General features: G+C 54.6%; 25 protein-coding genes and 1 tRNA gene. 12 read left to right on the forward strand and 14 right to left on the reverse strand.

The genetic code is table 11. The features are described 5' to 3' along the window. Window positions 1–158: 158 nt before the first annotated feature. From cas2 to aroE, 10 genes are all read right to left on the reverse strand, one after another. Window positions 159–443, reverse strand: coding sequence for a CRISPR-associated endonuclease Cas2 (gene cas2 / locus BP07_RS02140; RefSeq protein ID WP_042685105.1), 285 nt, complete (start codon window positions 441–443; stop codon window positions 159–161). Between the two features lie 50 nt (window positions 444–493). Continuing rightward, the gene (gene cas1, locus BP07_RS02145; RefSeq protein ID WP_157203038.1) at window positions 494–1,516 is read right to left on the reverse strand and encodes a CRISPR-associated endonuclease Cas1; all 1,023 of its coding nucleotides are present in this window, start codon (window positions 1,514–1,516) and stop codon (window positions 494–496) included. Beyond that, window positions 1,513–2,169, reverse strand: coding sequence for a CRISPR-associated endonuclease Cas6 (locus BP07_RS02150; protein ID WP_042685109.1), 657 nt, complete (start codon window positions 2,167–2,169; stop codon window positions 1,513–1,515). Before BP07_RS02150 ends, cas1 begins: the two co-directional genes overlap by 4 nt. A gap of 14 nt (window positions 2,170–2,183) precedes the next feature. Beyond that, window positions 2,184–3,404, reverse strand: a complete 1,221-nt coding sequence (locus tag BP07_RS02155; protein ID WP_042685111.1) for a TIGR02710 family CRISPR-associated CARF protein — start codon at window positions 3,402–3,404, stop codon at window positions 2,184–2,186. Further along, entirely contained in the window at window positions 3,401–4,537 is a 1,137-nt protein-coding gene (gene csm5 / locus BP07_RS02160) for a type III-A CRISPR-associated RAMP protein Csm5 (RefSeq protein ID WP_042685113.1), read from the reverse strand. The genes BP07_RS02155 and csm5 overlap by 4 nt, the downstream gene beginning before the upstream one ends. Continuing rightward, entirely contained in the window at window positions 4,534–5,526 is a 993-nt protein-coding gene (gene csm4 / locus BP07_RS02165; RefSeq protein ID WP_157203039.1) for a type III-A CRISPR-associated RAMP protein Csm4, read from the reverse strand. The genes csm5 and csm4 overlap by 4 nt, the downstream gene beginning before the upstream one ends. Beyond that, a complete protein-coding gene (csm3, locus tag BP07_RS02170; RefSeq protein ID WP_084174060.1) occupies window positions 5,523–6,293 on the reverse strand; it encodes a type III-A CRISPR-associated RAMP protein Csm3 in 771 nt (256 codons plus the stop codon). The genes csm4 and csm3 overlap by 4 nt, the downstream gene beginning before the upstream one ends. A gap of 11 nt (window positions 6,294–6,304) precedes the next feature. Continuing rightward, the gene (gene csm2 / locus BP07_RS02175; protein WP_052353165.1) at window positions 6,305–6,697 is read right to left on the reverse strand and encodes a type III-A CRISPR-associated protein Csm2; all 393 of its coding nucleotides are present in this window, start codon (window positions 6,695–6,697) and stop codon (window positions 6,305–6,307) included. Beyond that, on the reverse strand, window positions 6,694–9,087 hold the full coding sequence (gene cas10, locus BP07_RS02180) for a type III-A CRISPR-associated protein Cas10/Csm1 (RefSeq protein WP_042685116.1): 2,394 nt from the start codon (window positions 9,085–9,087) through the stop codon (window positions 6,694–6,696). The genes csm2 and cas10 overlap by 4 nt, the downstream gene beginning before the upstream one ends. Window positions 9,088–9,155: 68 nt before the next feature. Then, window positions 9,156–9,962 (reverse strand): shikimate dehydrogenase, encoded by an 807-nt coding sequence (gene aroE, locus BP07_RS02185; RefSeq protein WP_042685118.1) that lies wholly within the window; start codon window positions 9,960–9,962, stop codon window positions 9,156–9,158. An 857-nt stretch (window positions 9,963–10,819) separates the two neighbouring features. Here aroE and BP07_RS02190 point away from each other — a divergent pair. From BP07_RS02190 to cca, 7 genes are all read left to right on the forward strand, one after another. Next, window positions 10,820–11,164, forward strand: a complete 345-nt coding sequence (locus tag BP07_RS02190; protein WP_042685121.1) for a ribonuclease P protein component 4 — start codon at window positions 10,820–10,822, stop codon at window positions 11,162–11,164. Then, complete coding sequence (gene metG / locus BP07_RS02195) at window positions 11,133–13,154, forward strand: methionine--tRNA ligase (protein ID WP_042685792.1); 2,022 nt, start codon at window positions 11,133–11,135, stop codon at window positions 13,152–13,154. The genes BP07_RS02190 and metG overlap by 32 nt, the downstream gene beginning before the upstream one ends. A 517-nt stretch (window positions 13,155–13,671) precedes the next feature. Continuing rightward, a tRNA-Gln gene (locus BP07_RS02200) sits at window positions 13,672–13,744 on the forward strand. An 84-nt stretch (window positions 13,745–13,828) separates the two neighbouring features. Next, on the forward strand, window positions 13,829–14,728 hold the full coding sequence (locus BP07_RS08290; protein WP_052353166.1) for a DNA-3-methyladenine glycosylase family protein: 900 nt from the start codon (window positions 13,829–13,831) through the stop codon (window positions 14,726–14,728). A gap of 10 nt (window positions 14,729–14,738) precedes the next feature. Continuing rightward, window positions 14,739–15,218 carry a UPF0179 family protein gene (locus tag BP07_RS02210; RefSeq protein WP_245597028.1) on the forward strand — a complete coding sequence of 160 codons (480 nt, stop codon included), beginning with the start codon at window positions 14,739–14,741 and terminating at the stop codon, window positions 15,216–15,218. Between the two features lie 4 nt (window positions 15,219–15,222). Further along, window positions 15,223–15,771, forward strand: coding sequence for an RNA 2',3'-cyclic phosphodiesterase (gene thpR / locus BP07_RS02215; RefSeq protein ID WP_042685123.1), 549 nt, complete (start codon window positions 15,223–15,225; stop codon window positions 15,769–15,771). Window positions 15,772–15,774: 3 nt separating this feature from the next. Continuing rightward, on the forward strand, window positions 15,775–17,115 hold the full coding sequence (gene cca, locus BP07_RS02220) for a CCA tRNA nucleotidyltransferase (protein ID WP_042685125.1): 1,341 nt from the start codon (window positions 15,775–15,777) through the stop codon (window positions 17,113–17,115). Here the strand turns inward: cca and BP07_RS02225 are convergent. Continuing rightward, complete coding sequence (locus tag BP07_RS02225; protein ID WP_042685128.1) at window positions 17,106–18,074, reverse strand: NAD-dependent epimerase/dehydratase family protein; 969 nt, start codon at window positions 18,072–18,074, stop codon at window positions 17,106–17,108. The genes cca and BP07_RS02225 overlap by 10 nt on opposite strands. 42 nt (window positions 18,075–18,116) lie before the next feature. Continuing rightward, a complete protein-coding gene (locus BP07_RS02230) occupies window positions 18,117–18,791 on the reverse strand; it encodes a DUF4013 domain-containing protein (RefSeq protein ID WP_084174061.1) in 675 nt (224 codons plus the stop codon). A gap of 74 nt (window positions 18,792–18,865) precedes the next feature. On the opposite strand from BP07_RS02230, the gene BP07_RS02235 reads away from it, so the two are divergent. From BP07_RS02235 to BP07_RS02255, 5 genes are read left to right on the forward strand one after another with little or no spacing between them, the layout of a single operon-like run. Further along, window positions 18,866–20,119: a serine hydroxymethyltransferase gene (locus tag BP07_RS02235; protein ID WP_276624399.1), complete on the forward strand. Its 1,254-nt coding sequence runs from the start codon at window positions 18,866–18,868 to the stop codon at window positions 20,117–20,119. A gap of 8 nt (window positions 20,120–20,127) precedes the next feature. Further along, window positions 20,128–21,006 carry a bifunctional 5,10-methylenetetrahydrofolate dehydrogenase/5,10-methenyltetrahydrofolate cyclohydrolase gene (locus BP07_RS02240; protein ID WP_042685132.1) on the forward strand — a complete coding sequence of 293 codons (879 nt, stop codon included), beginning with the start codon at window positions 20,128–20,130 and terminating at the stop codon, window positions 21,004–21,006. 3 nt (window positions 21,007–21,009) lie between these two features. Continuing rightward, a complete protein-coding gene (folP, locus tag BP07_RS02245; RefSeq protein ID WP_052353167.1) occupies window positions 21,010–21,825 on the forward strand; it encodes a dihydropteroate synthase in 816 nt (271 codons plus the stop codon). A 39-nt stretch (window positions 21,826–21,864) separates the two neighbouring features. Beyond that, window positions 21,865–22,392, forward strand: coding sequence for a (2Fe-2S)-binding protein (locus BP07_RS02250; protein WP_042685135.1), 528 nt, complete (start codon window positions 21,865–21,867; stop codon window positions 22,390–22,392). A gap of 53 nt (window positions 22,393–22,445) precedes the next feature. Next, entirely contained in the window at window positions 22,446–23,708 is a 1,263-nt protein-coding gene (locus tag BP07_RS02255) for a proteasome-activating nucleotidase (protein ID WP_276624404.1), read from the forward strand. A 13-nt stretch (window positions 23,709–23,721) separates the two neighbouring features. On the opposite strand, the gene BP07_RS02260 is transcribed toward BP07_RS02255, so the two are convergent. Then, window positions 23,722–25,023, reverse strand: a complete 1,302-nt coding sequence (locus BP07_RS02260; protein ID WP_042685138.1) for a 4Fe-4S binding protein — start codon at window positions 25,021–25,023, stop codon at window positions 23,722–23,724. Between the two features lie 5 nt (window positions 25,024–25,028). Continuing rightward, a complete protein-coding gene (locus tag BP07_RS02265; protein WP_042685140.1) occupies window positions 25,029–25,253 on the reverse strand; it encodes a DUF1858 domain-containing protein in 225 nt (74 codons plus the stop codon). Window positions 25,254–25,255: the final 2 nt, after the last annotated feature.

Genomic DNA, 25,255 nt, shown 5'->3' on the forward strand with positions numbered 1-25,255 from the left:
GTTTCAATCCTTGTTTTTTTGGACAGTGAATGCAATCCTTCTCTGCGCACCCTATTCTCGTGTTAGAGGTCTATACGGCCTCCTTTACCACGTGCATGGGTGCTGGCTGGTATGTATCTGTGCGCATAGTTTATATACCTTTACACCACACCAGCCAATCACAGCACGAGATGCTCTCTCTCCTCTGGCATATCCCCGATTACTATCCTCTTTTTCACGCAGCGGGCACACAGCTCCACTATATGCACCTTGTCGTTGTCCCCAAGCGCAAGCCCATCTATCTCCTCCACGATTGTTAGCTTCTCTCTTGGGCTCACAACTCCCTCAAACACACTGTACTGTATCCTCCTCATCCCGTAGAACATGAGGCGAGCCGCAAGCCTGCCTCTGATGGCGTTATCCTCTATGTCGTACATGATGTACAGATGCACACCCTCATCCATACCTTTACCCTCCTGTTGTCAGTGCCCCACAGGCCTTCATACACCGCACACTACCTCCACTTGAACCCCCTGTACTCGCAATCCCCCCTGATTGCACTCGCGAGCTTCCTTGCCTGTCCATGTATCACATCCAGAAGCTCGACCCTCTTGCCCCCATACATATACCGCTGCTCCATCCTCGTGTACAGAGCATCGAGGTACATCCGCTTCACGTTCTCACTCATGTAGCACATCTCGGGCCCTCTGTCGAAGTCCTCCACCCTCACACTTCCTCGTGCTATGAGTGTGAGCACCACCCTGTCCACTATCGGCTGTCTGAACTCCTCCATGAGGTCAAAGCTGAGAGCTGGACGGTTCCTGTATGCTACATGAAGCACACCCTCATAGGGGTTCAGCCCTGCGAGCATGAGCGCCCACTCCACTCGAGAGTGCAGTACGGTGTACCCATAGCTCAGCAGGGAGTTCACTGGGTCGTGGGGTGGATGCTTCTCCCTCCTCTCGAACCCCATCTCAGAGGGTATCACCCTGCGAAGCGCCCCGAAGTACACCCTTGCTACCTCGCCCTCTGCTCCCATAAGCTCCTCAGTACTCTCCGCCACAGCGAGCTGCTCCTTTCTCGACGTGATGTGCTCAATCTCATCATGGAAGTCCACATCTCGGTTCTTTGCGATGCTCTGCAGCATGCGGAGCTTGTTGTACGTGGCACACAGCAGAATCTCCCGTGCTATCGCCATCCTCTCCTCCAGCCCCATCGCTATCTGCCTCCGCCACAGCTCAGTTATCATGTTGGAGTCGCTGCGCACGACCCTTGCAAAAAAGCTGGGCCTGTGGCTCACGAAGACGAGGTCTGTGCTGTTCTCCACAAGCAGCCTGATGGCTCCAGTGCTCACCGATGCCTCGCCTGCCACTATTACCTGCTCGACCTCGTGGGGCGATACTCTGACCACCCTCTCCTCATCCCCATCCACCCACACGACCCTCAGCATATCCCCCTCGCGCCGCAGGCTACAGCCGTGGGCGGATATCACAACGTTTCGTAGCCGCCTTTCTATCATCCTTATGGAAAAACTCACACCTTGGCTCTTACGGTGCCAAACCCCTGAGAGACGCCTTTTCCGAGCCCCAGCAGGTCTGGGATGCGAAAGTTCAACCTGAACTCGCCTGTAAACCCGATGAGAGGCACGCCTTTGTACTCAGCAGTGTGCATGTCTAAGAGAGAGTGCACATACAGCTTTCTATCCACTACATAGGAGAGGCTCTTGCACATCGAGAGCACGTTTCCCACGAGAATGGCATTTAGCAGCTCCTTCTTTTTCTTCCACTCGTTCTCAGCACGAAACTTCTCGTAGTTCTTTGCATTCAGACCCAGCCACGGAGTGATGAAGGTGTACTGCACGTTTCTCCTGCAGGGCCCAAAGGGCGCTCTTTTCTGAGTTATCTGAACGCCCTCCACCCTGTAGGTGCTCTTGCCGAGCCTCAGCTCTTCAATCTGCCCAGATATCTCCTTCAGAGGCTCCACCCCCTCCTCAATCCCCACGATGACAGGTGTTCCCTCGATGACCTTGTACTGCACTCTTGGATAGGTGTACAGGTAGCCCGCTTCCATGTGATGGTGCAGCACTAAGTGCTCTCTGAATGTGCCGCCAATATACCCTCTGAGCTTGCTCGCATCCTCACGCACTGGACGCCCTGTGTCCAATGTGAGCACGAGAACTCTCAGGGACATTCTACAATCTGAGCTCAGGGACATTCTACAATCTGAGGAAACCTGCTCTTTTCCATCAGCTCATCGAGCCGTGAGGGGCCCACCACAGTGCGCGCGAGCTCTCTTGCCTTATTCATGAGAATGAGTGCCCTCTCCTCTCCCACGGGGTCAAGCCCATGTGCGAGTATTGAGTAGTTTCTCTTGTTTAGATTGTCTCTCAGCTCGGTGTCCATCATCCCTCCGAGTGGATGGCCCAAATCCCTCAGCAGCTCGAACGTCTTCTGGAGGGGTAGCTGCAGCTTACCTTCCTCGTCCGCCATCCGCTCGTACCTTGCAAGCTGTACCCCATCGAGTAGCCTCCTCAGGCGCTCGATGGCTACCTCTGATGTCTTCATGCCATACTCCCTCAAGAGCACAGTCTGACCAGTGAGCTCCACAGTCCTGTACAGCCTCGCAACAGCATCGTCATACTTGCCCTCTTTGATTCTTCTCTCTGCGTTGTTCAGGAGGTCTGCAATGAGGAAGTCCATCCTCTCGTGCTCATCTGCCCTCCTGAGCCTTCCGAGAAACTCCTTGTTTCCCGGAGGTACCCACTCTCCTTCACCCTTCAGAATCCCATATGCTCGCTCGTGGTCGAAGAGGTCCCATGCCGAGTACCCTTCTGCGAGCCTCTGGTATCTGTCCAGCTCCTCTCCCACACTCGGGTCTGCGGTGAGTCTTCGCAGATTCTCTGCTGTGGCGATGCAGGAGGAGTACTGGTGGCAGTTGAAAAGCCTCCTTATCAGCCTCATCTCGGCATCTACATACACTCCTGTGAACTCAAGCGTCTTTACATCCTCCTCCCCTCTGAGAACGAGATTGTTATCACCCCTCTTTCCACCCACATAGGTCAGCATGCAAAGATGCCCAGCCCCAGCAATCGCGGCACCCGCACTCATCGCCTTGGTACCCGATGTGAAGTCCACAGCCACCTCGTAGTGCTTTTCCCTGAGCTCACTTATCTTTCTGGAAACCAGCTCGTATGCAGCCCTTATGTCGCTCATATCCTCGAGGCGTATCAGCTCATACTCTGGCATGTTGGGGCACTGCTTTATTATCTCGGGGACGGTGCTCTCCTCGCTCTGCTTTGTTACAACAAATACCACGAGGTCTGGGTTATGGCTCCTTATCGACTTTGCTATGGCATGCGCAAGGCTCTCCACACCCTCTTTTCCCCCACCTATCCCAGTGCCAACAGTCGCTATCAGTGCCTTCATTCCAACCTCACCTTCACCCACCCCAATGGATAGGGCATTATGCCCATAAATGCCACCTTCCTCGTTTTTGGGAATGGAATGTTTCTTACACCCTTTCCAAGGTGGAATTTCATCAGTAGCTCGTGAAAGTCCATATTGGGACACTCTTTGAGCAGCCTTCCCACCGTCATTCCGTCCCACCCACTTCCCCATCCCAACCTCAGCAGAAACTCTCCCCCTGTAAGCGGCAGCCTCCTCATGTGCTCATAGAACTCGAGCATTCGCGCACCCATATTCGATTGGGCACAGTGCTCCCTGAAAAAGCGAAGCTCGTGGTCTATTAGGTCGTATGCAAAGGAGTTGCAGGATTCTGGAACACTCCTCATCATCTCGATTTTGTCCTGAAGGCCCAGCTCCCTCGCGATGGAGTCGTCAAGCAGAAACTTATCCAGAGAGATATCAAGATGAACCGTGGTTTTTGGTCTCATGGCCTCCACAAAGGTGGAGAACTTCTTCCATCCATATCCTCCACGCCTCGTGGTGAGTGTCTTTACTTCCAAGATGGTGAGGCTATCCAGGGGCAGTGCAGTGCTGTCTGTCACCCGCAATGACCTCATCACATCATGCGTGGGTGGATGGGTGTTGCCGTCGGGTCCCCTGAATATTTGCCCCTCTATCTTGTCGTCTGCTCTTCTCTTGTCTATTCTCCTGTTCTTCTCCAGATACCTGCACTCATCCATGAGCGCCCTCTTATCGTTCTTCAGTGCGTGCCAGAGCAGGGCCGTTCTTATGGCACCCTTTACAGAACTCGCAGGAATGTACGGCCTGTCCGCACTCTTGACGAACTCATAAATCTCAGCGTCCTTAGCACCTCGAGATGCCAGATTTCTGAGTTCAGAAAGCACTCTCCTCTCAGCGTCCACGGCATAGCGGATGTTCTCGCTCCTTCTATGGACACCCTCATCTATGCTGCCTATATACACCACACCACCCATCATTTCCCTGATATATCTCTCTGCATCGAACCTATCATCTCTGAACACGCTGTCCATATCCAGCCGGTACAGCCTGTCATCAGCGATGTACTCAATGGGGCTGATACGGCCACCGCTTCCTATGTGCAGGGGTGAAAGAGTCTCCAGGGTACATCTCATGCATGCACCTCCATGGGCATACAGAACGCATACCCGTAGCGGTATACCCTGTGGTCAAAAAACGCATCCGGGGTAACGTCCACGAGCTCTCCATATGTGCCGCATGGGGCATTGAACACAGACCCCTCAGCGAACATGCGCACACGCTTTCTCCTCATACCCCTACTACCCGATATCCACCCTCCTCGCCTGACCAGCTCGTAGTATGAGGGGCGTGTAAGAGATAGCTCGTCTCTCGAGGGGTGATACAGGGAGAGCGTGAGGAAATGGTCAGCAGTGCTTTTTGTTCTCACGTCCATCTTCTTTTCAGACACCGAGAACAGTCCTTTCCCGCACGTTCTGTCGCCTCCAATCCCCTCCTCTCCCAGCAGGCGAATTGCAGCCCACACCTTTTTTGTGTACCTCTTCTCCCGCATGTCCATGAGAAACCACAGCCCACATCCTGGGGCAAAGCTCACCTCACTGAACATATACAGGCTGGAGGCGTTGTCTTTTCGGTCTATTGTCACTCTTGGCACCTCTTTCACACACCAGACTCTATCTGGCACACTCTCATCGCTGCTCACGAGCACCCTCCCGTTCTGTACGAGCTTGCCCCTCACGACATCCTCGGCTATGTCCTCGCCTCTGACGAGCTTAGTGAAAATATCCAGCGAGACGAACTCGAGCTTCTTGTATTGCTTTCTCAGCGATTGATTGACATACTGTGCTAAGTTGACATTCTTTGGTATGGGTAGCAGCAGCACATTGCCTGCGTATGGAAATGCAGAGGATATCATAAATGGGACATCATGTTGCAAGAATCTCTCCAAAAGTGACTCAAGCTCTTCCCTTCCATAGAGCAGCCTGTACATACAACAGATGCCGCTGAAAAGTGTGTCCGAGTGTATGTAGTGCTCGGTGCTCTCGAGAGCCATCTCCCTCTCGCCCACGTGGAATGGGGCTCTGGGCTCCATTCTGCACAGCATGAACTCGGGCGTTGTACTCACCACCCCATGGCGCTCTTCAGCTCATTGAATCTCGCAACAATGGCTTTAGGTGTCTCATACCCCACCGCTTTGGACTCCACATCGACATTGCCCGACTCATAATCCTCCTTTGAGTTCCAGCACACCTTCAGCTCACAGAACTTTACCTTCCCGTATCCCCTCGAGCCCTGTCCACCAAGATAGTCGTCCTCGAGCAGAGCCATCGCCTCAAACACATATCGAAGCATATCCTTGTCCTGCTCATCAAAAACGTTATACACCATCTCAAAGGCAAACTCGGCACCCGCGGGGACTCTCTCCGTCTGCCTTGGATTGGCTGCAGAGGTTATCCTGTCGATGGCATTTTCGAACTTGACCTCGGTATATTCGAGGTCAGTGTTTGCCTCGCGCAGCATCTGCTCGCTCTCCTCCGTGAGGTGTGCGTCTCTCACAATAAGCCGTGTGGGCTCGCTAAACTCATCTGCTGGCAGCCCGAATATCTTGCACACATTGCAGCCAGCAAGGTCATCCCTATTCTCACACGAGTGTATCCGCACCCCACCTATGTTCTTGTTGGGCTTTTTGCCCTCCATCCTCTCCAGCAGAGACCTCATCTTTCCCTTCAGAGACGAGCCAGGGATATAGGGCTTCTCCTCCGCATCTTTTATCACCACGTTGTCCACACCGCCGATGTCGAGCCCAACGCTTGGGCCACCAATATGCAGCCCAGTCTCTGCCTTTATCTTCCCACGGACTATCACCTTTCCAAGTAATGTTGCATTATCCATTCATCTGCCCCCTACTCCTTTCCGTAGTACCTGTGATACGCGAGTATCGCCTCGAAGAACCTCTGAAAGTTTCTGAACCTCTCCTCCCCATTCACCTTGCGGATGGCGTGGTCAAGGATTTTCTGCAGGTCCACTATCTCTCCAGTGAGTTTTCCATTTTTTCTCCTCCCATGCCTTCCCGCAGTGTATGCCAGTTTGGGTCTTAGAAGGTTCAGCCTGTGGGGGTCATAGGAGCGCATAGCCTTTACCTCTGAGAACACATTCCTGATTTGAGAGGTCGATACTCCCTTACCTAAATGCTGGCCCAGCTTCTCTGCATGCATTACGAGCTTCTCGCTGTCTCCATCCAGGATGGCCTCTATATCATGGATAGTGCTCTCCACGATGGAACTTCCTCCATTCATCTTACCTCCTCCTTTCTGGTCAAAAACTCAACCCAGCGAACAGCAACAATGGCGTGCTCTATATTGCTTTGAACGAGCGCCTTCACATCCTCCAGCAACTCGTCCTTCTTCCCACCACTCCTCGCACGGGATATCACATATGCCAGCATCCACCCCCACCTGCCATATCTATCGTCATGCTTTGCAGCCAATGTACCCCCTCTGCTACGTTCATCCTCAAACATTCTGCAGATGGCATAGAGTCTCTGGAGCAGCGACCTGGACACAGTGGAATCAATGGACTCTGATTTAATGAGCTCCAACAGCCTGTCCCTCAGCTGTGCTACTCCACCACTAAACACTTCCCAGCTCATGGGACGCAAAAAGCAGATTGAGTTCTTCCCCGGGGATTGCTTTGCCCTGTCGAGCGACTCCTTGGCCAAGCTGGCAGCCCTGGACACTGGATACTTCTCAGTGGGAGCTATGGTGATACCACATGAGAGTGTGATGTCTGGGTTGTTGCACGTGAACGCCCTGAAGTCATCGTATATCTTTCCGGCAGCCTTTGGCAGAGCACTCCACGAGCCCACGATAAAAAGATCATCCCCGCCTGAGTATATACCATAGAGATCACCCTCGCTGTTTTCCTTGGAGAAGCTCTCACATATGACGTGCACCCATCCTGAAAAGTAGAGAGACATCATGGAGCTCATAGTGGATATTCGAGAGATACTCTGGTCATCTCCCAGGCCCTCGGAGAGGATTACACCCAAATCGTCCACATCACCTCTCAGCACGCCCCATTTCTTCATGCCCTGTGAGCCCTTGGCAAGATTACTCATCTCCTTGAGCCCCGTGTTCAGCAGAAACCTGAAGCCAGCAGATGCACATGAGCACAGTCCAGTTGGCATGGCAGTACTGTTGATCGTGTAAACATGGGCACCCTCTGGTAGAGTGCCAACCTCATCCACAAATACGTACCTCATTCCAAACATTCCGAGGGTATGCTCCCACGAGTCCTCTGGGGCACCATTCACATCCGTGGGGGTGGGAATCTCGAGCATGTATCTCTTTTCTGCCACCTGCTTTGCAAGATGTTCCAAAGACCTGCAGAACGCACACTTTTTGAGAGATGGATCATCCTCATCGGGTGTTAGTGCAGCTTCGGAACCACATACGCTGCATATGTCCTTAATACCGCCTTCCTCTGTGGCTCCAAACAGCTCATCGTAGTGCTCCTCGTTCATAATGCTGGAGAACTTCTGCCTCTTTTGCCATGCAATTCTCTCTGAAAGCTCGTGCCACCTCGAGCCAAACCTCTTGCTCAACAGGTCGCTGCTGGAAAGTCCCACCGACCCAAGCACCACATATAGCTCGCCCTTGTGAATCTTAAGAAGCTTCTCCGCAATCCACTTCTCGATTTCTTCCAGTTTTGGTGCAGCAGAGTGGGGTGCAAGAATTAAGAAATGGCCGCCCCCACAGTACAGAAGGTTTGTAATCGGAAGATTCAACCTAAGCAGCACGTGCTTGGCAATTGTCTCGCTTAGCAGCTGAATGTACAGCGACCTGCCTCGAAGAGCCTTTGCAGCTCCCTTGGAGACCACAGAGTATATGAACCTCTGGATGCCACACACATCGCCCCCTATGAGCAAGAATCGCTCATCATCCAGAGACTCCTTCTCTGCATCCGTCAGCTCCTTCTTACTCACATATCTGTATAGGGCAGTACAGTATGTGAGGTCGAGCTCTATATCACGAAGGCACGCCGCTATGGCACACGTAGTCGTGAGATGATTAAAGAGAGATATGTCTGGCCTTGACTTCCATACTGCAGAGGGTATGCACCACGTGTACTTCTGCAGAATATAATACATCGTATTGAAATAGACCTCGAACTCACTAACCTCCTTTATCTTGCTCACTTCTCTCACGAACTCACTCCAAAGCTCTTTGTACTCATGAGAGAGTTGTCTTTTTGGATATTGCTCCTTGGGGACTGGAAACAGCACATCATATCTAATCTCAAGCTTCTTCAGTGGGTAGCAATACTCCGAAGGCGATATGTCTCTGTTCTTACTCTGAGACTTCCTTATTTCAGGAAAAACACTTATCAGCGGGGTGTTCACGACATTGGCAGATTCTTCGTTGTTTAGGTTCTTCCTCTCACCAGAGGAAAGCCAATCAGCAGTTATCACTATCTTCAGGGGATTGTAGCCCTCGCTGAGGTATGCAGAGACGTCGTGGTGCTTCGAGATTATGCCTGCACACCCCTGCCACTGAGGTGGAATATACTGGTGAATGAACCTCCCACCCAGCTGCTGATGAGCTCCCTGCTCGCCAGTTCGTTGCCAAAACTTGCCTACATCGTGCAAAAGTGCCGCAAGCAAAACAAGCTCATATTCGTCTGGCAAATGACCACATCCCCATTAAATTCCTATAGTGTTTAAATTATAAAGATTTTGAATTTTGAAGCTATTTCTCACCCTTCTGCCAGCGCCCTTCTCACCGCCCTTTCCATCACGTCCACGGGCGGCTCGACGCCAAACCACAGCTCGAACGCCTTTGCACCCTGATGCACCAGCATCGCCACCCCATCTATCGTCTTTGCGCCAGCGCTCCTTGCAGCCTTGAGAAGCGGGGTCTCGGGCGGGTTGTACACGATGTCGAACACCACCTGTCCCTCGTGCAGCCACTCACCTCTCACGAGGCTCTCACCCCTCATGCCCACAGAGGTGGCGTTGATGAGCACATCACAGCTCTGCACCAGTGCTGGCAGCTCATCGAACCCCGTTCCCGTGGCTCTTCCGAGCGCCTCGCACAGCTCCACAGCCCTCTGTTTCGTGCGGTTTGCCACCACCACCCTCGCACCCTCGTGTACGAGCGCATGGGCTATCGCCCTCGCAGCCCCTCCAGCTCCCATGACGAGCACCTCTTTGCCCCCAACCCTCACTTTCGCCCTCCTGAGCGCCTCCATCGCCCCCGTGGCATCGGTGTTGTACCCCTTCACCTCATCTCCAAACACGAGCGTGTTCACAGCCCCTATGCTCGCAGCGAGCGGATCTGGCTCGCAGTACTGCAGTGCCGCCACCTTGTGGGGAATGGTGATGTTGAGCCCCACAAACCCGAGCGCCCGTGCCCCCTCTATCGCCTCTCCAAGCCGCTCTGGCAGCACGTCGAACGCCAGATACTCGGCATCGATGCCGAGCGCCTCGAAGGCTGCGTTGTGCATCACGGGAGACATCGTGTGCCCGATTGGATGTCCAAGCACCGCCACAATCTGCTTCATGCCCACACCTTTCCCTCTTCGATATTAAGCCTACCCTCTAACTCTCACTTTTTTGGGGTCAGAGTGGAGATTTAGATGCACAAAATAGTATTTATATATTTAATAATTAGTATATAATTATGTAATAAAATTTTAATAATAAGTATTTTAATAATAAAATAGATTATATCAGATTAAATAATTGAATTCATTTTTAAAAATAAAAAACTAAAATTAGATAATAAATTTTAATACGAGTAAATATATACTTTTTAATCTGTGCGATTTTGCCCATGAAAGAGCCATAAACTTAGTTATAAAATATGCTGAATTCTAATTTTTGCCATGCAATTTATGCATCAAATCTTCGTTACACAATATATATGAACAAAATCACCGCGGGTACGATTCTGCCGATTTTCTGCCGTGAAGCCCCCTTTTGCACTCCAGAAAGCGCATATTCCTATGATAGATGAAATGAATTTCCTACTAAAGACTTCGAAGAATGAAATCTGTTTCATAATATATGAGAATGCTTACTGTGTATGCAGCAGTTGATTGCTCTGTAATCCCCAATGGATATGGGCACTGAATACTCACGCAATCATCCCGCCTGCATGCGCAAACAGGCGATTCTTCTAAAATTTTTAAATTTAAATATTTGAATTTAATTTATTAATTAATAATAAAAGATTAATTTTTTAATATATTTATAATTAAAAATATTTTAAATAATTAATTTTTTAAGTATTCTTTAATTTAAATACACCTATTTCAAAGATTATTTTCTGTAAAAGTGAGAGTTGATTCCAACAAGCCACAAAAGACCAAGGCACGCGGGCGATGGCTTTATGTATTGACACGGAAGAGCTGCATGCGTGTCAGCAAGGAGGCGGACAAGAATCGCAAAGGAGCGGATCGAGAGGCTGTTTGAGCTCGCAGAGCGAGAGTTCAGACACGACCCAGAACTCAGCCACACATGGCTCGAGCTTGCGAGAAGAATCTCCATGAGGACGAGGGTAAGGATTCCGAGAGAGCTCAAGCGCAGGATGTGCAGGAGCTGCCATCGCCTGCTGGTGCCGGGCAGGAGCGCGAGGGTGAGGCTCAAGAAAGGGAGGGTGTGCATCACGTGTCTTGCATGTGGCAGGGTGATGCGGTATCCATACGATAGGGATATAAATACCAAGGATGATGAGCGGAAGGGGAGATGTAGCCTTGAGTGAAAACTTGCTCGTAACGTGCGGACTACCCTATGCCAACGGAAGGGCGCACATAGGACATCTTCGAACATACATACCTGCAGATGCATATGTCAGGATGCTCAGAAAGCAGGGAAAGAACCCCCTGTTCGTGTGTGGCTCGGACACTCACGGCACCCCCATCGTGATCAATGCCGAGCAGGAGGGCGTGTCCCCAGAGGAGCTTGTGAACAGGTATCATGCCCACTTTCTCGAGGTGTTCGAGGCGATGGGTGTGTGCTTTGACTACTTTGGAAGCACTCACTCACCCACCAACCACCACAGGACCCACGAGATTGTGAAGGCAAACATGGAGAATGGCTACATATACCCCAAGAACATAAAGCTCGCCTACTGCCCAGAGTGTGAGAGGTTCCTGCCAGACAGGTATGTGGAGGGAATATGCCCATCGTGTGGGGCGGTGGCAAGGGGGGACGAGTGCGACCAGGGCTGTGGCATTCACCTCGAGCCAGGGGAGATTCTCGAGCCCGTGTGCAAGGTGTGTGGCACCCCCGCCGAGTACAGGGAGCAGGAGCACTACTTCTTCCGCCTCTCCGCCTTCGAGCACTTCCTGCTGGAGTACCTCGATGGGCTGGACGGCACGCCCTATGCCATCAACTACGCCAAGGAGTGGGTGAGAAGAGGGCTCAAGGACTGGTGCATCACGAGAAATCTCGAGTGGGGTGTGAGCTTCCCGGGCCGCGATGACCTCGTGGTGTACGTGTGGGTGGATGCTCCAATAGGCTACATATCGTTCACTGAGGAGTGGTGCGAGCAGCACGGCAGGGACTGGAAGGACTTCTGGATACGCAACGGCAAAATAGTGCACTTCATAGGCGGAGACATAGTGTACCACCACTGCATCTTCTGGCCGGCACTCCTCAGGGGAGCGGGCTACAACCTTCCGAGTGCGGTCGTTGCCTCTGGAATGGTCAAGATAGAGGACAAGACGTTCTCCAAGAGCAGGGGATATGTGGTGTGGGTGTCCGAGGACTACCTCAACGCTGGCTTTCATCCAGACCTGCTCAGATACTACCTCCTGAGCTACACCTCGCACACAAAGGAGCTCAACTTCTCATGGGAGCTGTTTGCCGAGAAGGTCAACGGAGAGCTTCTGGCATCGCTGGGCAACTTCATCCACAGAGTGCTCACGTTCACCCACAGGCATTTCGGCGATGTGCCAAGTGGAGAGGTGGATGAGGAGATTCTCGAGAGGATTTCGTCAATCATCGATGATATGGTGGAGGCAAACTCCAGATATGAGTTCAAGCAGATGTGTGATGCCGCCATGAGCCTGGCGGACTTCGCCAACACATACTTCCAGAAGAGCGAGCCTTGGAGGCTGATAAAGACGGACAGGCAGGCGTGTGCACACGTGCTCAAGAACTGCCTGCAGCTGTGCAAGGCGCTGGCGGTGCTGTTCGAGCCCGTGATGCCCCACAAGATGGAGCAGGTGTGGGCGATGCTCGGACTCTCTGGAAGCGTGCACGATGCCAAGCTCGAAGACGCCCTCGTGGAGGTTCCGGCTGGCACACACATTAAAGCTCCAAAGGTGCTGTTCGAGAGAATAGAGGACGAGAAGGTGAAGATGCTCGAGAGGGCAATGCGAGAGCGCATAAAGGCTGCGATGGAGGGTAAAAAAGTGCAGGAAGGGGAAATAAGCTATGAGGAGTTCTCAAAGATGGACCTTCGGATAGGAAAAGTCATCAGGGCAGAGAGGGTAAAGGGTGCGAGCAAGCTGCTGCGGCTCGAGGTGGACGTGGGCGATAGTGTGAGGCAGATCGTGGCTGGCATTGCCAACACGTACGAACCAGAAGAGCTCGTGGGAAGGGAGGTCGTGGTGGTGGTAAACCTCAAGCCAGCAAAGATATTCGGGATAGAGTCGCAGGGGATGGTGCTCGCTGCCGATGTGGATGGCACGGCGGTGCTGCTCTCCCCGATGCATGAGGTCGGGGCTGGGGTGAGGGTGAGGTAGCCAAAACAGCTTAACGAAGCTGGCACGTGAGTGGATTAATGGGCTACTTAGCAGTAGCCCTTAATGCGCTGTATGCCAGCTGGACGGCAGCTGCAGCTTAAATAAGCTGGCCCCTGGAGTGGATTAATGGGGTGTGGCTAAGCCACACCCCTTAATGCGCTATTTTGCCGGCTTTTGTAAAAAGCCGACGTGAGTGGATTATGAGGGGATGGCTGTGCCATCCCCCTTAATGCGCTGTATGCCAGCTGGACGGCAGCTGCAGCTTAACTAAGCTGGCACGTGAGTGGATTAATGGGGTGTGGCTAAGCCACACCCCTTAATGCGCTATTTTGCCGGCTTTTGTAAAAAGCCGACGTGAGTGGATTATGGGGGATGCCATGCCATCCCCCTTAATGCGCTGTTTTGCTGGCTTTTGTAAAAAGCCAAGTGGACGGCAGCTGCAGCTGGACGACAGCCACCAGAAGTCAGAACAGCTATATATCTCAAGAGAAGAAGAAAGGTGCAACACCTCATGCGTAGTCCCGTAGGGTAGTGGTCAATCCTTTCGGCCTTTGGAGCCGAAGACGGCGGTTCGAATCCGCCCGGGACTGCTTAAAGTACTCTCCAAGAGCGGCGAGATGCTCGCAGAAGTGGGAGGCTAAGGGCTTATCTATGTTGAGCAGAAAGAGCCCCTCATGCACATGACGAAGCTGGAGGTGAGCGACTTCGACCTCGCCCTTACCTTGAGCTGTGGTCAGAGTTTCTGCTGGCAAAAAAAGGGAGGGTGGTACACGGGCGTCATTGACGGCAATGCGGTCGCCCTGAGACAGCATGGCTCTCCAGATGGTGTCCTCGAGGTGGTGGCATATCCAGAGCTGGATGAGGACAGGCTCACGCAGTACCTCGGATGCGAGGATGACCTGTTCGAGATAGCGCTTGAGGTGGGAAAGGATGCTTACATGAGGAGCGTGCTTCACCGATGGTGGGGGCTCAGGGTGATGAGACAGCCCCTCTGGGAGATGCTCGCCTCCTTCATATGTGCCACCAACAAGAGCGTGGTGGCAATAGAGAAGATGATACTGTGCCTGAGAAGAAAGGCAGGTGAACCCATAGGGGTGAGGGGCAAAGAGCCCTTCATGGTGGAGCACTACACCTTTCCATCACCAGAGAGGCTTGCCCATCTCTCCATCGGACAGCTGGAGAGGTGTGGGCTGGGATACAGGGCACCCTACCTTCTGGAGGCTACCCAGATGTTCGAGCCGCAGCCCCTCAAGAGCTACGAGGAGGCGAGGCGGTGGCTGCTGGGCTTTAAGGGAGTGGGCAACAAGGTTGCGGACTGTGTCAGCCTGTTCGGGCTTGGAATGCTCGAGGCATTCCCCATCGACCGATGGATGAGACATGTGCTGTACACCCACTATGAGGTGGGCTGCTCCAGCTCCAAAAGGGCACTCACACCCCGTGAGTACGAGAGGCTCTCGAGATGGGCAAGGGAGTACTTTGGAAGGTATGCTGGATATGCCCAGCAATACCTGTTTCACGAGGCGAGGATGAAAAACAGGGGGCGACCCAGGGGGCGACCCGCATCCAAACGCTAATATCTCTCTTATGGCAAGAGAGGGGCTGGTGGAGGACATGGAAGAGGAGCTAGATACCATCATAACACTCATCGGCAATGAAGTCGCGTTCGAGGGTTATGAGTTCATATTCAAGGGAGAAGCCACGGAGTGCAAGAGTTGCAGGCTAAGGAACGCCTGTCTAAACCTTCACGAGGGCTCCCGGTACAGGCTGGTGGCGCTCAGGGATGCTCCGGTGCACGAGTGTCCCTTGCACGAGGGAGGTGTGAGGGCGGTCGAGGTGGTGGAGGCACCGTTTCTCGTGGCAATCGAGTCAAGGAAGGCATTTAGAGGCTCAAAGGTGGTGTACACCCCGATGAGGTGCGGTGAGGAGGAGTGCCCCATGTACGAGCTGTGCCATCCCACCGGGCTCGAGGAGGGGGACAAGTGCACCATCACGAGGGTGGTGGGAAACCCCCCAGAGGGCTGTCCCAAGGGCTTTTCTCTAAAGCTCGTGGAGCTGGAGAGGTGAGCGGGTGGCAAGGCTGTTCACTGCGGTGAGGATTCCAGAGCACCTCGTGCCCGTGATAGCCGAGCTGGAGGCTCAGCTCCCCTCCAATGGGCTCAAGCTGGTAAGGCCTGAGATTGCCCACATAACCCTCAGGTTCATCGGAGAGGTGGCAGAGGAAAAGGTACCCCCAATCGTGGATGCACTGCGAAGTGTGCGCATGCATAGGTTCGATGCCCTCCTTAGAGGCATGGGGGCGTTTCCCTCTCCACGAAGGGCGAGGGTGGTGTGGATGGGGTGCGAGGGCGAGTTTGCATCCCTCTTCAAAAAGGTGGAGGATGCTCTCTGCTCCACGGGGATGAATAGGGAGAGAAAGCAGTACCACCCTCATCTCACGCTGGCAAGGGTAAAGAGGCTCACGAGGGAGGATGGCACGAGGCTGGAGGAGGTAATCAGCAGGCACAAAAGCACACAGTTCGGTGGCTTTGAGGTTGGCGAGTTCGTGCTCTTTGAAAGCACACTCAGAAAAGAAGGTCCCACATACCAAGAGATAGAGGCTTTTACGCTCGAGGAGTGAACGATGGAGGATGAACAGTTCATCCGGATAAAAGAGGAGGTGCTGAGGCGCATAAGGCCCCCAGAGGACGAGGTCGAGAGGGTGAGCGCCCTTGCGGATAGCCTCATCACAATCTGCGAGGAGTGTGCACATGAGCTCGGGCTCTGTGTGACGTGCACGCTGGTGGGCTCTGTGGCGCGGGGCACGTGGCTTAAGGGAGACCACGACTTCGACGTGTTCATCCTGTTTCCGCCAAGCACGAGCTGGGAGGAGCTCGAAAGGCTTGGGCTCGAGATTGGAAGGCGGGCTGCCCGCAAGTTTGCCTCGCTGTATAAGGGGGACGCAAAGGTCATAGAGCGGTATGCCGACCACCCCTACATCCAGCTCGTATTCGAGGACGGCGAGGTGGACTTCGTGCCAGCGTACCGCATCGATGATGCCTCGTGCATACTCTCCGCCGTGGACCGCACACCCCACCACACCAGATACGTGCTCTCCCACATCGCTGGAAGGGAGGACGAGGTCAGGCTGCTAAAGCAGTTCTTCAAGGCAGCGGGCATCTATGGCTCCGAGCTCAAGCGCCGCGGCTACTCTGGGTATCTGTGCGAGCTGCTCGTGATACACTATGGCTCATTTCTGGAGTGCATCAGGGCAATGGCCAGCTGGAGGCGCGGCACTGTGATAGACATCGAGGGGCACTCCACAAAAAAGCACGATGAGCCCCTCGTGGTGGTGGACCCCGTGGACCCGAAGAGAAATGTGGCATCCGCTCTCTCGCTGGATAACTTCGCCCGCTCCATCCATCGCGCAAGGGCTTTTTTGAGCTCTCCGAGCCCCTCGTTCTTCGAGATTGAGGAGGAGAGCCTCTCGATAGACCCAAGGAGGGGGACAGGGCTCTTAGCTCTGGAGTTCCCCAGACCAGAACTCGTGGACGACGTGCTGTATCCACAGATATACCACGCCATGGAGTCGGTGGCCTCCCTGCTGGAGAGGGAGGGGTTCAGGGTGTACTCCAAGAGGGTGGGCGAGAGGGACGGATACATATGCATGCTGTTCGAGCTCGAGGTGTGGGAGCTTCCCCCCATAAAAAAGCACATGGGTCCCCCGGTTGACCTCAGAGAGCATGCAGAGAGGTTCCTTGCTCGCTACAGAGATAACCCACGTGCATGCTCAGAGGTGTACATCGAGAACGGAAGGTACTGCGTTGACCTGAGAAGAGAGCACCAGAGGGCAGATGCGCTCGTTGCGGCAAGACTGAAGGAGTGCTCACTCGGTAAACACCTCAATGAGGTGCTCACCGGGAGGGCAGTGGTGCTCTTCGGGGAGGATGTGATGAGGAGGGGAAGGGTGTTTCGCTATGCATAGCCCACCTCCCTCAGCCTGTCCCTTATGGCACACCTCACGCTTTCCTCAGAGGTGTGGTTGGGAACCCAACCGAGCCTCCTGAGCTTCTCGCACGATAGCAGCATGTGGCGCACATCACCCACCCAGCCCCTGCCATCCAGCTCGTTCACATACACTATCTCCACATCCTCGAGCCCCATCTCATCGAGCACGAGCTCTGCGATGCGGTTCACCTCGGTGGTGTCATCAGAGCCTATGTTGAAGATGTTCACATCCTCCTGCGCGCTCTCAATGCTGTGGAGGATGGCATCCACACAGTCCCTCACATAGAGGTAGGACTTCTTCTGCGTGCCATCGCCGAGTATCTCCAGTCTCGATGGGTTTTCCAGCAGCTTCTGTATGAAGTCGTGAATCACTCCATGACGACTTCTAAGCCCCACGATGTTGGCAAACCGAAAAATCCACGAGCGCATGCTAAAGCTATGGCAGTACGCACATATCAGTGCCTCACACGCCAGCTTGCTGGCACCATACGTGGATATCGGTATGAGGGGCCCATAGCTCTCGGGCGTGGGAATGACCTCGGCCTCACCATACACGGTGGAGGTGGAGGTGAACGCAATCTCCCTTATGCCCTCACACCTCATCTGCTCGAGAAGTCTGTGGGTGGCGAGCACGTTCTGCTCGATGTGCACCCACGTGTCCTGCGCCCCTATGCGCACCTCCGGGTTTGCCGCTAAGTGAAACACGATGTCCACACCCTCACACGCACGTCTCAGGGCATGCTCATCGAAGATGCTGCCCCTGATGAACGTAAAGCCCTCCTCGTCCATGTGATGGCTGATGTTCTCCATCCTGCCACTGGAGAGGTCGTCGAGCACCACCACCTCGTTGTGCTCTGCGAGCGCATCCACGAGATGGCTGCCTATAAAACCCGCTCCTCCTGTTATGAGAACCCTAAGCCCGCTTAGCCTCATCATTCAAAGAATACCCCAACAGAATAAAAAAGGTGTGGTGCCCGCTCACGCAGGCTCACTGAGCGCATACAGCCTGCCAAAGACACTGGCAAGGGCGAGATACACGTAGAACGATACAAACACCGAGAGCACGACGCCGACGAATAGGGTCTGGGGGAAAGTCATGAGCGCCACATAGACGATTACTAAAACCACATACACCAGCAGGTAGACCACATACGTCAGCAGGTAGTCACCTAAAACCATTCTTATCCTGTGATAGATATCACCAACCCTCAGGGCCTCGTAGATGCTGTCGGTCATGGCAAGCCTCGCAGCCGCCATGGGCCAAAAGAGCGCAAACACCACCATCAGCACCGATGCCACAAAGGTGCCAGAGAGAACAAGCATTCTCGCTGCATGGCCACCAGCCCCGAGGCCAATGGCGGACATGGTCACCAGCCCCGTGATGAGCATGATGAGCAGTATGGGCACAAATAGGTACACAAAGGTGACCACCAGCAGCTTCAGCCCGCCCACGAACAGCTCCCCCCACTCTTTCCACTCTGGAAGATTGGGCTCCCCCATCGCTGCCATCCTAAACCTCCTTAGCACGTATCCACTCACTACAAGATTCACTATTGGGATGAGGGAGAGCAGCCCACCTATCACCACCTTCTTGAGCCAATCCTCGTCGAGGGTGGGGGATTTCAGTCCCTCCAAGATATCCATGGACATCATCAAAAGTTCGGATGGGAAGCTATATAAAGATACGTCATGATTGCAGAGCAAGAGAGTGTTGATGAGGTGAGGGTTTGACAAATACTCATGGTATCGGTAATCACATCAGAGAGGTTGACCCAGAGATAGAGCGCATACTGGAGAGAGAGTGGGAGCGCCAGCAGTACAAGATCAACCTCATCGCATCTGAGAACTATGCTTCGCCCGCAGTGAGAGAGGCACAGGGCTGCATCATGACCAATAAGTATGCCGAGGGGTACCCGCATCGCAGATACTATGGCGGGTGTGAGTGGGTTGATGAGGCTGAGGAGCTCGCAATCGAGAGGGCAAAGAAGCTGTTTGGTGCAGAGCACGTGAACGTACAGCCCCACTCGGGCTCGCAGGCAAACATGGCGGTATACTTTGCAGTGCTAAAGCCCGGGGACACGATACTCAGCATGGACCTCTCTCATGGTGGGCACCTGTCCCATGGCAGCCCAATCAGCTTTTCTGGCAAGCTGTACAACGTGGTGAGCTATGGTGTGAGCAGGGACACCGAGAGGATTGACTATGCCGAGGTCGAGGCTCTCGCAAGAGAGCACAGACCCCAGATGATTGTGTGTGGCGCAAGCTCGTACCCAAGGGAGATCGACTTCAAGGCATTTGCTGAGATTGCAGAGGACGTGGGGGCATACCTGCTCGCAGACATCGCCCACATCGCGGGGATGGTGGCCGTGGGGCTGCACAACAGCCCCATACCTCACGCCGACTTCGTGAGCACCACCACCCACAAGACGCTCAGGGGTCCAAGGGGGGGCATGGTGATGTGCAGAGAGGAGTATGCCAAGCTGCTGGACAAGGCGCTATTTCCCGGGATACAGGGCGGCCCCCTCATGCATGTGATTGCCGCAAAGGCGGTGGCCCTCAAGGAGGCTCTCTCCCCGGAGTTTGCCGAGTACCAGAGACGCATTCTCGACAACGCCAAGCGGCTCGCACAGGGGCTCATACAGGGGGGCTTTGACCTCGTATCGGGGGGTACGGACAACCATCTGATGCTCGTTGACCTGAACAGCATCGGCATCACGGGCAAGGAGGCAGAGGAGAGGCTCTCAGAGGTGGGCATCATACTCAACAAGAACACCATCCCCTTCGAGACGAGAAAGCCGTTCATCGCGAGTGGAATCAGGCTTGGCACGCCCGCCATAACCACGAGGGGCTTTGGCACCGCAGAGATGGACCAGATAGCAGAGTGGGTCGAGCACGTGCTCAGGGGCAAGCCCTCGAAAGAAGAGAAGCTATCCATACTGGAGGGCGTGCGGGAGATGTGTGCCAGATACCCCATCTGGTGAGGTGGCACATGCAGGACATCTCGGAACTCTACAAGGGATACGAGGACAAGGTTATCGACGGTAGAAGGATTGCCTCCGAGATAGAGGGGGAGGTCAAGGAAAAGGTCAGCGTGCTCAAGGATGAGGGTGTGGAGCCAGCGCTTGCCACCATCCTCGTGGGGGAGCACCCTCCCTCCAAGCTGTACGTGAAGCTCAAACACTGGGCATGCAAGAGGGTGGGCATCCGCTCGATAGACCATAAGCTGCCAGAGGACACGAGTGAGGGGGAGCTGCTCTCCCTGATAGCAGAGCTCAACGAGGACGATGAGGTGGACGGCATCCTCGTGCAGATGCCCCTTCCGCGCCACATAGACCCCCTCAAGGTGATGAGGGCAGTCTCGCCTGCCAAGGATGTGGATGGCTTTCATCCCTCCAATATGGGAAGGCTCATGCAGGGCGATGAGAGCGGGTTGGTACCCTGCACCCCGAAGGGCATCATGATAGCTCTGGAGCGGTATGGCATCGAGGTGCAGGGCAGGCATGCAGTGGTGGTGGGGCACAGCAACATAGTGGGCAAGCCCACCGCGGCGATGCTGCTGAACAGAAACGCCACGTTGAGCGTGTGCCATGTGTACACCCACGACCTTTCCCACCACACGAGGCAGGCGGACATCCTCGTGGTGGCAACTGGAGTCAAGGGGCTCATCAGGGGCGACATGGTAAAGAAGGGGGCAGTGGTGTTCGATGTGGGCATCACGTGGATAGAAGACAGGGTGTACGGGGATGTGGAGTTCTCAGAGGTCGTGGATGTGGCAGGGCTCATATCTCCAGTGCCAGGGGGCGTGGGACCCATCACCATAGCAGTGCTCATGTCCCACACCCTGAAGGCTGCACTCTCAAGGAAATAGGACATGCGTGCAAAAGACGTGCTGAGGAGGGATGGCAGATGTGCCATCATGGGTGTGATAAACCTCAGCAGTGAGTCCTTCTATGAGGGTTCCTACTGTCCTCCATCCCGCATCTCGGATACGATAGAGCGCATGATGGAGCAGGGGGCGGACATCGTGGATGTGGGCGCTCGCTCAACCGCACCCAACGCCCCCCACATCTCGGTGAGAGAGGAACTCGAGAGGGTGGAGGAGGCGATGAGCGCTCTGGATGGGGATGAGGAAGTGCTCATATCCGTGGACACACAGTACGCCAAGGTGGCGGAAAAGGCGCTCTCTCTTGGCGCCCACATCGTCAACGACGTTAGCGGGCTCACGTGCGATTCAGCACTCGCCCGTGTGGTAAACGACTATGAGTGCCCCATCGTGCTCATGGCATCGTGCGTGCGAAGGGGAGATGGGCTCGGGCTTGCCCACAGCCTTGAGTGTGCAAGAAGGACGCTCGAGAGGGCAGAGCGGCTGGGGGTGGACAGTGAGAGCATAATACTCGACCCAGCGATAGGAAGGTGGACACCCCAGCGGTGTGCCCTCCACGACCTTGAGCTGCTGGACGGGCTCGAGCACTTCAAGCAGATGGGCTTTCCACTGCTCATTGGAGTGTCCAGAAAGTCGTTCATAGGCGAGGTGCTGGGTGTGCCTCCACAGGAGAGGCTGTATGGAAGCCTTGGGGCAACCGCCATTGCGGCGTACAAGGGTGCCGACATCATACGAACACACGATGTGATGGAGACGCTACACACCGTGCGCGTGGTGGAGGCGATACGCAGAAAAGCGCCCTAAGCTCAATACTTTTATACCTCGTGCTCTAAATGCATCCACATGTGTGGATGCTCATGCTGTTCAGATGATAGTGCAGGAACCTGCACCACGGACTATGAAAGTGAGAACTCGTGCTGCACACGCACCCCACCCTCGAGTGAGATGGTGTGTAAGCACTGTGGAAGCCAAGGCATTCCTGTAGACAGGATAACGGTAATAGTCCACACCAAGGAGGAGCACTGGCACGAGGTGGGGGACGACATGTACTTCTGCCCCTCTCCTGAGTGCGATGTGGTGTACTTCAATGACGAAGTTTGCCTGCTCAAGGAGCACGTGAAGAGCAGAGTCACACTGAAGGAAAGAGAGCACCCAATACCACTATGCTATTGCAAGGGTGTCACGCTAAAGGACGTAGAGAATGCGGTTAGGAATGGTGCTAATACGCTTGAGGATGTTAGGAGGGCCACGGGGTTAGCCACAGGCAGGGAGTGCAGGATTGCCAACCCCATGGGAAGATGCTGTCTAACGGCCTATCCATCACTCGTGAAAGAGGTGCTGAACAGACATAAAGAAGCACAAAATCTATAACGTTGATATAGAGATAGAGATGAGAGCTTGTATGCGCTCGCAGGAGGTGTGCCATGGCTGGCAGTGAGGATGCGCCCACGCGCCACCAGCAGCAGAATGAGAAGGAGGAACCAAGGCACGAGATGACAGAGGAGCTAAACGAGTACTCCAGATACCTGCTCGAGAAGATGAGGCAGCTCGAGTCCAAGAATGACACACTGCGAAGCCTCAACTACCAGATGGAAACCGAGATACAGATGAGCGAGCGCATCAAGCTCAAGCAGGAGCAGGAGATAAAGCGGCTCAAGAGGGAGCTCGAAAAGCTCAAGACGCCTCCCCTGCTGGTGGGCACTGTGAGCGATATCATAGACGAGGAGAGAGCAGTGGTGAAAATCAGCAATGGCAACTCGTTCCTCGTGAGGGTGTCCTCAGGGCTCGATGGGCTGGACGTGGGCTCACGCGTGGCAATGAACCAGCAGAACCTCTCAATCGTTGAGGTGCTTCCATCCACATACAGCACCCTCATCAGGCACAGCGAGGTGATAGAGGACACCAACGTGGACTTCTCCCAGATTGGTGGGCTGAAGGAGCAGATACGCGAGCTCAGGGAGACCGTGGAGCTACCGCTCACAAGACCCGAGCTGTTCGAGAAGGTGGGCATCGAGCCCCCGCAGGGCGTGCTGCTCTATGGCCCACCTGGCACTGGAAAGACGCTGCTCGCCAAGGCGGTTGCCCACAGCACGAGGGCAACGTTCGTGAGAATAGTGGGCTCTGAGCTCGTGCAGAAGTACATCGGCGAGGGCGCAAGACTCGTGAGGGAGCTGTTCGAGCTGGCGAGGGAGAACGCCCCCTCCATCGTGTTCATAGACGAGCTGGATGCGGTGGGAGCAAAGAGGTATGAGAGCACCACGGGGGACAGGGAGGTGCAAAGGACGCTCATGCAGCTGCTCGCAGAGCTCGATGGATTTGAGCCAAGGGGAGATGTGAAGGTGATTGCAGCCACCAACCGCCCGGACATCCTCGACCCGGCCCTCTTGAGACCCGGCAGGTTCGACAGGATTATCGAGGTTCCGATGCCAGATGAGGGGGCAAGGGCGGAGATACTGAGAATTCACACCCGCAACATGAATATCTCGGGTGATGTGAACTTCGAGAGGCTCGCCAAGCTCACAGAGGGCGCGAACGGCGCAGACCTCAGGATGATTGCCATCGAGGCAGGGATGTTTGCCATCAGGCAGGAGAGAGAGTATGTGACCCACCGGGACTTCGAAATGGCCATCGAAAAGGTAAAGTCCGGGTCGTCGCCCTCCAGCTATCCAGAGGGCATGTTTGCATAGGCATCACGTGCCCTCACGCATCTCCATCCTCCATTCGCCTTCTGATCTTCGGGTCCCTCAGGCACTCCTCCAGCACACGAATGCTCTCTCTCACCTCATCGAGGTGCTTTTCTGGCACGCTCTCGATGCCATGGTCTGGTGTTGGGGGTGTATAGACCACCCTGTCTATGGTCTTTTTCAGCTCTGGCCTTCCCCTGGATGCGCCCTTCAGGGCGTCCACTGCCCTACTCCACTGCTCATGCCAAGCCCCCTCAGGAAGTGTGCGATGGCGTACCTCGCTCCTTTCCACCACGATGCCATCGAGGGGGCACGCATGCTCACATGCCCCGCAGTATATGCAGTACTCGCTCCTCACGCCGATCCGTATCCCCTCCACGCCCCCGTGCTCGGTGTCCTCTGGAGCCTTCACATAGAAACACTCTGAGGGACACACGTTAAAGCACGCATGGCAGCCAACGGGGTCGCACTCAAGAAGAGGGCCCCTGAGCAGCCTTATCGTACCCTCGAAGGGCCGGGTGAGCTCCACCGCATCATAGGGACACACCGCCCTGCACCACCCTGCCCTCGTGCACCGCTTGGCATCCACCTCCACCTTCCCCTCGATTGAGGGCGGCGCTACCGTGACCTCTGAGCCCTTCGTGCGCACCACCTTGATGGCATCCTCTGGGCACAGCTGGGCACACAGCGTGCAGTAGTCGCACCTGTCCTCATCCACCAGCACATCCTCGAACGGACATGGAGTGTTCACCTCTGGCTCTCGCTCTACCATCAACAGGGCATCACAGAAATGGGCACACAGCCCGCACAGCGTGCACCTCTCTCTGTCGATTTCGATGGTGCCCTCGGCATCTTCCTCGAAGGATACGAGCTCTTCTTTTCGTGGTATGTTCAGGGAGAGGGTTATGGCGTCGTTGGGACAGCTCCTCTCACACAGAAGACAGGGAAGGCAGCGCTCGTTCATGTGCACATTCATCTCGAGGAGGGATTGAGTGCTGCTCTCACCCTCCTCGTCCAAAGTGTGCATCTCGATGGCGCCGATGGGGCAAAGCGCAGCGCACATCCCACAGAACGTGCACCTGTCGATGTTCCACGTGATTGGGGGCACGTCCAGCCCTGTAGCTATCTCCGGGATTGGTCCCAGCTCGAGCGCCTCGGTGGGGCACGCCTTCACACACACACCGCAGCCGTTGCACCTCCTGTAGCTGTAGAGCAGGCGCTTTTTCAGCTGTGGCGTGTCCTGTGTGTACACCAGCACGTCATCGACTACATCGAGCCCTCTCTCGATGTCCTCTGGAACGAGCGCCCTTTCGTCCATCTCAGCTACTCTGCAGCTTCCTCCTCTTCCCTCTCTGCCTCTTCCACCACGGCGTTCAGGTCGGCAACGAGCTGGTCAACGTCCAGACCATGGGCGAGGGCTCCCTCCTCTATGGTCTCATAGCGGGCAATCTGGCAACCTATGCACCCCAGACCATACTGCAGAAACACCATCATGGTGTCTGGATACTTGCCCACCACCTCTGCTATGCGCATGTCCTTCGTTATCATTT

Source organism: Methermicoccus shengliensis DSM 18856 (assembly GCF_000711905.1).
GTDB classification, from domain to species: domain Archaea; phylum Halobacteriota; class Methanosarcinia; order DSM-18856; family Methermicoccaceae; genus Methermicoccus; species Methermicoccus shengliensis.

Coding starts and splice junctions, on each gene's coding strand:
- cas2 (WP_042685105.1), bottom strand. CDS start 443: ATGGATGAGGGTGTGCATCTGTACATCATGTACGACATAGAGGATAAC.
- BP07_RS02150 (WP_042685109.1), bottom strand. CDS start 2,169: ATGTCCCTGAGAGTTCTCGTGCTCACATTGGACACAGGGCGTCCAGTG.
- BP07_RS02155 (WP_042685111.1), bottom strand. CDS start 3,404: ATGAAGGCACTGATAGCGACTGTTGGCACTGGGATAGGTGGGGGAAAA.
- csm5 (WP_042685113.1), bottom strand. CDS start 4,537: ATGAGATGTACCCTGGAGACTCTTTCACCCCTGCACATAGGAAGCGGT.
- csm3 (WP_084174060.1), bottom strand. CDS start 6,293: ATGGATAATGCAACATTACTTGGAAAGGTGATAGTCCGTGGGAAGATA.
- csm2 (WP_052353165.1), bottom strand. CDS start 6,697: ATGAATGGAGGAAGTTCCATCGTGGAGAGCACTATCCATGATATAGAG.
- aroE (WP_042685118.1), bottom strand. CDS start 9,962: ATGAAGCAGATTGTGGCGGTGCTTGGACATCCAATCGGGCACACGATG.
- metG (WP_042685792.1), top strand. CDS start 11,133: ATGAGCGGAAGGGGAGATGTAGCCTTGAGTGAAAACTTGCTCGTAACG.
- BP07_RS08290 (WP_052353166.1), top strand. CDS start 13,829: ATGCACATGACGAAGCTGGAGGTGAGCGACTTCGACCTCGCCCTTACC.
- BP07_RS02210 (WP_245597028.1), top strand. CDS start 14,739: ATGGCAAGAGAGGGGCTGGTGGAGGACATGGAAGAGGAGCTAGATACC.
- cca (WP_042685125.1), top strand. CDS start 15,775: ATGGAGGATGAACAGTTCATCCGGATAAAAGAGGAGGTGCTGAGGCGC.
- BP07_RS02225 (WP_042685128.1), bottom strand. CDS start 18,074: ATGATGAGGCTAAGCGGGCTTAGGGTTCTCATAACAGGAGGAGCGGGT.
- BP07_RS02230 (WP_084174061.1), bottom strand. CDS start 18,791: ATGATGTCCATGGATATCTTGGAGGGACTGAAATCCCCCACCCTCGAC.
- BP07_RS02240 (WP_042685132.1), top strand. CDS start 20,128: ATGCAGGACATCTCGGAACTCTACAAGGGATACGAGGACAAGGTTATC.
- folP (WP_052353167.1), top strand. CDS start 21,010: ATGCGTGCAAAAGACGTGCTGAGGAGGGATGGCAGATGTGCCATCATG.
- BP07_RS02250 (WP_042685135.1), top strand. CDS start 21,865: ATGTGTGGATGCTCATGCTGTTCAGATGATAGTGCAGGAACCTGCACC.
- BP07_RS02255 (WP_276624404.1), top strand. CDS start 22,446: ATGGCTGGCAGTGAGGATGCGCCCACGCGCCACCAGCAGCAGAATGAG.
- BP07_RS02260 (WP_042685138.1), bottom strand. CDS start 25,023: ATGGACGAAAGGGCGCTCGTTCCAGAGGACATCGAGAGAGGGCTCGAT.
- BP07_RS02265 (WP_042685140.1), bottom strand. CDS start 25,253: ATGATAACGAAGGACATGCGCATAGCAGAGGTGGTGGGCAAGTATCCA.